Below are 1,229 nucleotides of genomic sequence, written 5' to 3' on the forward strand. Positions count from 1 at the left end.
ATTATCTGAATTCGCGAGGTTAGATCGATGATCTACCTTTTGGTTTCTGCGTTCAGCGCGACTATTCGAGCGTTGGGTTCATATGGCGCAGGTCGAATGGCGTAATCTGGTAGACGTAGTAGTTGAGCCAGTTGGAGAACAGCAGGTTGCCATGGCTGCGCCAGCTGGCATACGGCGGGAGCTCAGGGTTGTCATGGGGGAAGTAGTTGAACGGCACTTCCGGCTGCAGGCCAGCGTCGTAGTCACGATGATATTCGCCGGAAAGCGTCAGGGCATCGTACTCGGGGTGGCCGGTGACAAACGCCAAGCGCTTATCCTTGCTGGCAAACAGATAGGCTCCGGTCTGCTCCGATTCCGCGAAGATCTCCAGATCGGTGTAGTCCCGCAATAGCTGCACCGGGAAATCGGCATAGCGTGAGTGCGGTGCAAGGAAGGTATCGTCAAAACCCCGCGTGAGCAGCGCATGCTGATGCAGGATCTGATGCTCAAACACGCCTGAAAGCTTGTTTTCCCGCGTCTGCTTGGGGATGCCATACAAAATATTTAACGCAGCCTGTACTGCCCAACAGACGAATAGCGTGGAAGTGACGTGTTCTTTTGCCCAGTGGAACACCTGCTGGATCTGCGGCCAGTAAGCCACATCATTAAAGTCGACCAGTCCCAGCGGCGCGCCGGTGACAATCAACCCATCGTAGTTATCATGCTGGATATTTTCGAAATTACAGTAGAAATTATTCAGATGTTCCGAAGAGGTGTTACGTGATTCCCGGCTGTCGATGCGCAGCAGTTGCACATCAATTTGCAGGGGAGAGTTGGAGAGCAGGCGCAGAAACTGGTTCTCCGTTTCGATCTTCTTCGGCATCAGGTTCAGTACCAGCACTTTTAGCGGGCGGATCATCTGCGTGCCGGCACGCGTGGACGTCATGACAAAGACGTTCTCGTTGCGCAGAAAATTCACGGCTGGTAATTCATCGGGTACCCTGATCGGCATAACCTGCTTCTTCACTACATACGTTTAGACATCTAAACATCCAAAGATAACGCGCCCGACTGCGAATGTCGAGTATTCATTGAATAGTTGAAAATGTTTCATCATGTCTGCTATTGGAGACAAAAAGTGTCATTCCCGCAATGTACGTCAAAGATAGCTAAAATAGGTAAGTCGGGAGCTGACTGGCTTTGTTAGATTACACATTTCTAATAAGACAAGGGACTGTCCTAGATAACTA

1 protein-coding gene is annotated in these 1,229 nt (G+C 50.8%); it reads right to left on the reverse strand.

Annotation, left to right across the window (positions count from 1 at the left end; translation table 11 throughout):
- Nucleotides 1-61: 61 nt before the first annotated feature.
- Nucleotides 62-991: a homoserine O-acetyltransferase MetA gene (gene metA / locus BBW68_RS03625; protein WP_070134034.1), complete on the reverse strand. Its 930-nt coding sequence runs from the start codon at nucleotides 989-991 to the stop codon at nucleotides 62-64.
- Between the last annotated feature and the right edge of the window lie 238 nt (nucleotides 992-1,229).

This window comes from Candidatus Erwinia dacicola, from assembly GCF_001756855.1.
GTDB lineage: Bacteria > Pseudomonadota > Gammaproteobacteria > Enterobacterales > Enterobacteriaceae > Erwinia > Erwinia dacicola.

What these genes read in the sequence shown, in the direction of transcription:
- metA (WP_070134034.1), bottom strand. Translation starts at nt 991, where the DNA reads ATGCCGATCAGGGTACCCGATGAATTACCAGCCGTGAATTTTCTGCGC.